The sequence below is a fragment of the Protofrankia sp. CiP1_Cm_nod1 genome, assembly GCF_920888515.1.
GTDB lineage: Bacteria > Actinomycetota > Actinomycetes > Frankiales > Frankiaceae > Protofrankia.
The window spans coordinates 1-7,056 of sequence record NZ_CAKKTM010000176.1; the positions used below are offsets into that span (position 1 = coordinate 1).

Annotated in this window: 6 protein-coding genes and 1 pseudogene; 5 read left to right on the plus strand and 2 right to left on the minus strand. The window is 72.3% G+C overall.

The genetic code is table 11. The features are described from left to right. Positions 1-9 precede the first annotated feature (9 nt). Complete coding sequence (locus NBX02_RS08365; protein ID WP_445548322.1) at positions 10-438, plus strand: hypothetical protein; 429 nt, start codon at positions 10-12, stop codon at positions 436-438. A 572-nt stretch (positions 439-1,010) separates the two neighbouring features. Here the strand turns inward: NBX02_RS08365 and NBX02_RS08370 are convergent. After that, positions 1,011-1,544, minus strand: a complete 534-nt coding sequence (locus tag NBX02_RS08370; RefSeq protein ID WP_250282652.1) for a PGPGW domain-containing protein — start codon at positions 1,542-1,544, stop codon at positions 1,011-1,013. A 387-nt stretch (positions 1,545-1,931) separates the two neighbouring features. Here NBX02_RS08370 and NBX02_RS08375 point away from each other — a divergent pair, with 387 nt between their 5' ends. The 4 genes from NBX02_RS08375 (at position 1,932) to fabI (ending at position 6,376) form a co-directional block, all read left to right on the plus strand. Continuing rightward, complete coding sequence (locus tag NBX02_RS08375) at positions 1,932-2,414, plus strand: cation:proton antiporter regulatory subunit (RefSeq protein ID WP_250282650.1); 483 nt, start codon at positions 1,932-1,934, stop codon at positions 2,412-2,414. Between the two features lie 121 nt (positions 2,415-2,535). After that, positions 2,536-3,684, plus strand: a complete 1,149-nt coding sequence (locus NBX02_RS08380; RefSeq protein WP_250290765.1) for a cation:proton antiporter — start codon at positions 2,536-2,538, stop codon at positions 3,682-3,684. A gap of 394 nt (positions 3,685-4,078) precedes the next feature. Next, the gene (gene nhaA / locus NBX02_RS08385) at positions 4,079-5,263 is read left to right on the plus strand and encodes a Na+/H+ antiporter NhaA (RefSeq protein WP_445548323.1); all 1,185 of its coding nucleotides are present in this window, start codon (positions 4,079-4,081) and stop codon (positions 5,261-5,263) included. Between the two features lie 339 nt (positions 5,264-5,602). Further along, on the plus strand, positions 5,603-6,376 hold the full coding sequence (fabI, locus tag NBX02_RS08390) for an enoyl-ACP reductase FabI (RefSeq protein ID WP_250282646.1): 774 nt from the start codon (positions 5,603-5,605) through the stop codon (positions 6,374-6,376). Between the two features lie 107 nt (positions 6,377-6,483). On the opposite strand, the pseudogene NBX02_RS08395 reads toward fabI, so the two are convergent. Next, a pseudogene (locus tag NBX02_RS08395) lies at positions 6,484-7,056 on the minus strand (hypothetical protein); the annotation flags it as partial.

Genomic DNA, 7,056 nt, shown 5'->3' on the forward strand with positions numbered 1-7,056 from the left:
GCGCTGACCGTGGCGGCGCGAGCCGCCGGCCGCCGCCCGCCGCGGCCGGCCGCGGCACGAGCCCTGGCCGCCACGCGCCGGGCCCTGACAGATCGGCATAACCGGCGTTGGGTGGTGCTGGGTGCGCTCGCGCTCGCCGGCCTGATTGCCTTCGGCATCTACGTCACGGTAGCCGGGCCCTCACCACGCGTCGAGGCGGTGGTCTACTTCACTCCGACCGCGACCGATGCCCAGAAGGACGCCGTCCGGGCCGCATGCCCCACCAGCGGGGGGGCGGTGCAGGAGCCCCCCGACCACAACACGGTTCAGAGCAGCCGGGTCTACCCGTTGCGCTACAACATCACGTTCGCCTCGCCGGCCGACAGGGCCGCGGTCTACCGGTGCGTACACGCCCAGTCGAACGTCATCGGCATCAGCGAGTTCACCCAGGGCCAGTAGGCCACCTCAGCTGGCCCGCCGTCGGCCGAAGGAGTAGATGGTTCCAGCTGTCCTATCGCCCCGCTTCGTGGGTCTCGCAGGTCACGGATGTGCCGTTCGCCGTTGATCTCACCGTCTCGCCGTAACCGATCGTCCGGCGGGCGGTTCCCGGATCGCACGCCGGAACGGCAGCGACCCGGGGCCGGTGCAGCAACACCAACCCCGGGTCTTGAAACCGTAGAGAAAATTGGCGAAAACTCCACCTTTGGCCAGGCCAGCCACACAAAAAGTACGGGATAGCCTGAGAAGTGCGGCAGGTGTGGGTCTGCGGAGATATCCCCCGATGAGTTTTCCACCTACGAGTGCCGGGTCAGGGCCGCGGGCGACGGCTGTCGCCGGCGGGTTTCTCGGTGCGAGAAGGGCAGGGCGTGGGCGCTGGCCTGTCGGGGCGCCGCGACGGGCTGAACACAGCAGGTCGAGCGCGACCAGTTGAGGGCAGACGGGCCGAGGGCAGACGGGCCGAGGGCAGACGGGCCGAGGGCAGACGGGCCGCGGAGGACGCCCGGTTCGGGGATCTGCCGGTCCGGTGGCGGCTATTCGTCGGTGGAGGAGGTCGGGGGCGCGCCTGGGGGAGCGGAGGTGGACGAGGAGGCGGCGGAGACGCGCCTGTGGTCTTCCTCCTCCTTGAGGTCGAGCAGTTCGGCGGGGGTCGGCTCGCCGGCGTCACGGGCCTGTTTGGCCTGCCACAGGCTGAACAGGATGGTGGAAAGGATCACCAGGCCGCCGAAGACCAGGCTGCCGCCCGTCCACGGCGAGGAGAACGGCAGCGTCTCCACGGCGATCCAGGCGATGCCCACCGCGACCATCCCGAGCCCGAACAGGATCGTGAACGCCGACGACCACACGCTCGCCGCCGCCTGGTCGGCGAGGTCGGCGGCCCTGCGCCGGGCCTGCTCGAACTGCCGGCGGGCCCACTCGTACTCCAGGCTCAGGACGAAGAATCCCAGCGCGATGATGAGGAAGCCCGGGCCGGGCAGGGCGAGCAGGGCCACGCCCAGCCCCAGCACGGCCACGCCGACCGCGCTCACCACGATCCGGCGGATGATGCGAGCACTCCTGTTCAGCACCGCGGCACCGCCTTCCGGTAAATCCCTCGCGAACCCTCGCGGGCCGCTGTCCGGCCTCGCCGTGGCCCATCCGCGTCCGGCCGGGGATGGGCAGGGCGCTCCCGTCACGGTATCCGGGGAGTGCTTCTGCCCGCTGTCGACCGGCTGACCGTCCGTCCGGCGGGCCGCCCGAGCCGCCCGGGCGGGTGTACGGCTCCGGGCTTGTCGGCCCGGGCTGGCGGGGCCGTTGGGTATGTTTAGATGATGAGAGGGCCGATGCGTCAGAGGTGGGCCCTGCGGTTTGGGCCCCGCGGTTTTGGTCACTGATCTGATCACCGATTTCCGGTCAGCAGAATTTCGATCTTTTGTGAGCCCGGCGTCCATGCCGGGTTCACCGGAGGGGTCGCAGTGGACGTGGAGGAGACCACGCTCCCGGGCATCGGGTTGCGGCACGACTTCCGTACCCGCAGCGGACGGCGGGTCGGCGTGGTGTCGCATCATGGCGGCCGGCGTGAGCTCGTGATCTACGACACCGATGACATGGACACCTGCAGTGAGTCGATCCCGCTGACCGCGGAGGAGAGCGACGCCCTGGCGGAGCTGCTGGGCGCCCCGCACATCGTCGAGCGGCTGAACAACCTCGGCAAGGCCTTCGCGGGCATCGTCGGGGAGCAGATCAAAATCACTCCCGGCTCCCCCTACGACGGGCAGCCGCTGGGGGATACCCATGCCCGGACGAGGACCGGGGCGTCCATCGTCGCCGTCGTCCGGGACCAGCAGGTGATCGCCTCCCCGCGCCCGGACTTCGGTTTCGTCGCCGGTGACGTCGTCGTGGTGGTCGGTACGCCGGAGAACACGGCTGCCGTTGCCGAACTGTTCCGCGTCGGTTGATCGCGATCTTGGCCGCTGGTGCGGCACTGCCGAGGAGCACTGACACGGCACTGGCGGAGAGCCGCCCGTGGACATAGCCGCGACCTTCCTCGAACTGGGCGCGGTCCTGTTCACCCTCGGGATGCTCGGCCACTGTGCCACCGCCGTGGGTATCTCCCCGATCCCGTTCTACCTGCTGGGCGGGCTCGCCTTCGGGCACGGAGGGCTGTTCCCGCTGGGCGCCAGCGAGGAGTTCATCGAGGTCGGCGCCGAGATCGGGGTCGTCCTGCTGCTGCTGACGCTCGGCCTGGAGTACACGGCGCAGGAACTGATCGACGGCCTGCGCCGGCAGGCGCCCACGGGCGCGCTCGACCTGACACTCAACGCCCTGCCCGGTGTGGCCGCCGCGTTCCTGCTCGGCTGGGAGCCGCTGGCCGCGCTCGTCCTGGGCGGGGTCACCGCCATCTCGTCCTCCGGGATCATTGCCAAGGTCCTCGCCGATCTGGGACGGATCGGTAACCGTGAGACGCCCGTGGTGCTGTCCGTGCTCGTCCTCGAGGACCTCGCCATGGCGGTGTACCTGCCTATCCTCACCGCACTGCTGGCCCACCAGACGCTCGCCCAGGGGTCGGTCACGCTGCTGGTCGCGCTGGGCGCGCTGGTCTTCGTCCTGGTCCTGGCACTGCGGTACGGCCGGCAGGTCAGCCGGCTGGTCCACAACCCGGACGCGGACCCCAACAGCGAGATCCTGCTGCTGCGCCTGATGGGGCTGGCCCTGCTCGTGGCCGGCGCCGCCCAGCAGGTCCGGGTCTCCGCCGCGGTCGGGGCGTTCCTGGTCGGCATCGCCGTGTCGGGGCCGGTGGCCGAGGGCGCGCGGGAGGTGCTCACCCCGCTGCGGGACCTCTTCGCCGCGGTGTTCTTCGTCTTCTTCGGCCTGCAGACGGAACCCGCCGAGATCCCCGGGGTGTTTCTTCCCGCCTTGCTGCTGGCGCTTGCCGGGGTGGCGACGAAGGTGTTCACCGGCTGGTGGGCGGCGCGCAAGGCCGGGATCGGGACGATGGGCCGTTACCGGGCCGGGGCCGCGCTGGTCGCGCGAGGCGAGTTCTCGATCGTCATCGCGGGCCTGGCGGTCGTGGCCGGCATCGAGCCGGAGCTCGGCCCGTTCGCCGCCTGCTATGTACTGATCATGGCGATTCTCGGCCCGGTGGCCGCGCGCGTCGTCGAACCGGTCGTCCGCAGGACGACCAGGCGCCTGCGCAGGAAGACCATGACGAGCCCGTCGGGTGGCTGAACCAGCCAGCACGGCACGGCCCCGGCCGGGCACACCGCACCCGGCCGGGCGGTGCGGCGGCCGTACCGCACCGCACCGCTGAGCGATGGCCGCCGGGGCCACGGCCGGGGAATCCCGCCCGCGACGGATCCCGCGCCGGACGGGAACGTCATGACCGGGAAATCCGCGGCTTGTTGTGCCACGATGGCGGCACTGGCCAGCAGCGCCCAGCGCTGGTCGACACGTCACCACTCGAACTGATCGAACCACTCGAACTGATCGAACCGCTCAACAGGTGTGCCGGGAAGTCTGGTCGGCGTCCGACGTCGGCTGCTCCTGGAAGGACCTCCCGCTGGTGCGCACCCGAACGGCGGCTGACGCGCGGGCCGCGGTCGCCGGACGTGTCAGCCAGGCGCTGTCCGCCCGTGGCGCGTTCACCGAGTTCCTGCGCCGGGAGACCACCGGCGGGCTCCTGCTGCTGGCCGCCACCGCGCTCGCCCTGCTGTGGGCCAACCTCGCCGGTGGCAGCTACCACGACGTGTGGCGGGCCGACCTGGGTTTCGGCCCGTCCTGGCTACGCCTGACGCACCTGACCGCCGGGGCCTGGGTGGCCGACGGGCTGCTCGCGGTGTTCTTCTTCGTCGCCGGTCTCGAGCTCAAACGCGAACTGGTCGTCGGGGAGCTGGCGGGCCGCCGGGCCGCCGCGCTGCCGGTCGCCGCCGCCGTCGGCGGCATGATCGTTCCGGCGCTGGTGTTCCTCGCGGTCAGCCGGGGCGCGCCGGGGGCGGCGGGCGGCTGGGCGATCCCCGTAGCCACCGACATCGCCTTCGCGCTCGGCGTGCTGTCCCTGACGGGGGCGAACGTGCCCACCGCGCTGCGGGTGCTGCTGCTCAGCCTCGCCGTCGTCGACGACCTCGGCGGCATCGTCCTGATCGCCGTCCTGTTCACCCGGGGGCTCGCGCCGCTCTGGCTGCTGGCGGCCGTCGTGCTGGCGGCCGGGTACGCCTGCGCGCAGTGGCGGCGCTGGCGCTCCCCGGCGCTGTACGTGCCGCTGGCGCTGGCACTGTGGGTGTGCGTGCACGCCTCCGGGGTGCACGCGACCGTCGCCGGCATCGCGCTCGCCCTGCTCACCCGGGTGCGTCCCGACCCGGGCGAGCGGGCCGCGCCCGCGCTGCGCCTGGAGCACCGGCTGCACCCGTTCTCGGCCGGTCTCGTGGTCCCGCTGTTCGCGCTCGCCGCGACCGGGGTACCGGTGACGGGGACGGCACTGCTCGCCGTGGCCGAGGATCCGGTCGCCCAGGGTGTGGTCGCCGGGCTCGTCGTCGGCAAGGCCGCCGGCATCGTCGGCGGGGCCTGGCTGGCGGTGCGGGCCGGGGTGGCGCGGCTGCCGGCCGGCCTTGGCTGGCGCGCGGTGGCGCCGGTCGGGCTGCTCGGCGGCATCGGCTTCACCGTGAGCCTGCTGATGTCCCGGCTCGCCCTCGACGACGCTGTTGCCCAGCGGCGCGCGGCCACCGCCGTGCTCGTCGCGTCGACGCTCGCCGGCGTGCTCGCGGTGCTCCTCCTGCGGTTGTCCGGGGCCGGCCGGGCGCGGGCGCAGTGACCGCGGTCCGGCTGTCCTGATTCGTAAGCCGCCCGGCTTGCCCCCATTTGGGGTGATGCCGAAGGCATCCGAGATACTGGCCCGGGCGATGCGGTTCGGGCGGGATGCGGCCCGGAGGATACGGCCGGGCTGGCTCGCCCGGGCCGGCGTCCTCGGCCCGCCGCTTTGATGAGCGCCTTCCCGGTGTGACGCAGGTGCGCCGGGTGTACCGGGTGTACCGGGTGTACCGGAGTGTGCCGGCCGGCGTGTTTTTGTCGGTGCGCCGGCACTGCGAGGGGGGTGGCTTTGTCGGTGTGCCGCCTCGCCAGCGCCGGCCGATGTTTGGCAGGATGCGGGCCTGTGAGCGGACTCCTCGCAGGTAAGCGCATCCTTGTCACCGGCGTTCTGACGGACGCGTCCATTGCTTTCGGCGTTGCCCGTATCGCGCAGGAACAGGGCGCGACCGTGGTGCTCAGCGGTTTCGGCCGGGGCCTGTCACTGACCCGGCGGATCGCCCGGCGGCTGCCCACCGAGGCCGCCGTGATCGAGCTGGACGTGACTGACGAAACACATCTGGGCACGCTGTCCGACCGGGTTCTCGAGCACACCGACGGGCTGGACGGCGTCCTGCACGCGATCGGTTTCGCGCCCGAGTCGGTACTCGGCGGGAAGCCCTTCGTGGACGCCCCCTGGCCGGAGGTGGCGACCGCGGTGCAGATCTCGACCTGGTCGCTGGCCGCGCTGTGCCGGGCGACGCTGCCGCTGTTCGGCGAGCGGGCCTCGGTCGTGGGGCTCGACTTCGACGCGAGCGTGGCCTGGCCCTCCTACGACTGGATGGGGGTGGCCAAGGCCGGCCTGGAATCCGCCACCCGCTATCTCGCCCGAGACCTCGGGCCGCGCGGGGTGCGGGTCAACCTGGTCGCGGCGGGGCCGCTGCGCACCATGGCCGCCAAGAGCATCCCCGGTTTCGAGCGGTTCGAGGGTGTCTGGGACGAGCGCGCGCCGCTCGGCTGGAACATCCAGGACACCGAGCCGACGGCCCGGGCCTGCGTGGCGCTGCTGTCGGACTGGTTCCCCGCCACCACCGGAGAGATCATCCACGTGGACGGCGGCGTGCACGCGATCGGGACCTGACCCGCCACCAGGGCCCGCGAGGCCTCGCCGAGCGGACGAGCGGGTGCCTGGTGTTCGCCCCGACCGTCCATCCTAATTGTTACTATGAGTAATTTCGTGGGATGGCTTTACGCCGGGTAGCCCTCGACCTCGTCCAGCAGGTCGAGGGCCGCGCCGACGATCGTCGCCACGTCGACCGGCACCATCATGCCCGCGCCGAGGGTGGAGACGGGATCGCCGTGGACGCCGGCGAGGAACCCCAGCGCACGCGGGTCCCCGTCGGCCACGGTGACCAGCGGGCTGCGCCGGTCGGTGGGGAAGAGCTCGTCGAGGATCGACACGTCACCCGGCAGCAGGCCGCGGCGGGCCTGCAGGGCGCGCCAGACCAGGTCGGGGGAGGTCAGGCAGACGACGGCGACACCGCGGCCCAGCCCCGCGCCGAGCTCGTCGGCGGCGGCGAGGACGTCGGCCATGACGGAGCCGGCCCCGACCAGGGTCACCGCCGGCCCGGATCCGATACCGGCCCGGTTGTCGGGCTCGCTGCCGATCCTGTTGTCGGGTCCGTCGACGGGTCTCCCCCCAGACCTGGCGACGAGCTCGCCCTCGAGCCCGTCGCCGGGCTTGCCGTCGGGCGCGTTGCCGGGCTTGCCGCCGGCGCCGGTTGTGCCGTCGCGTAGCCGGTAACCGCCCGCGAGCACCCC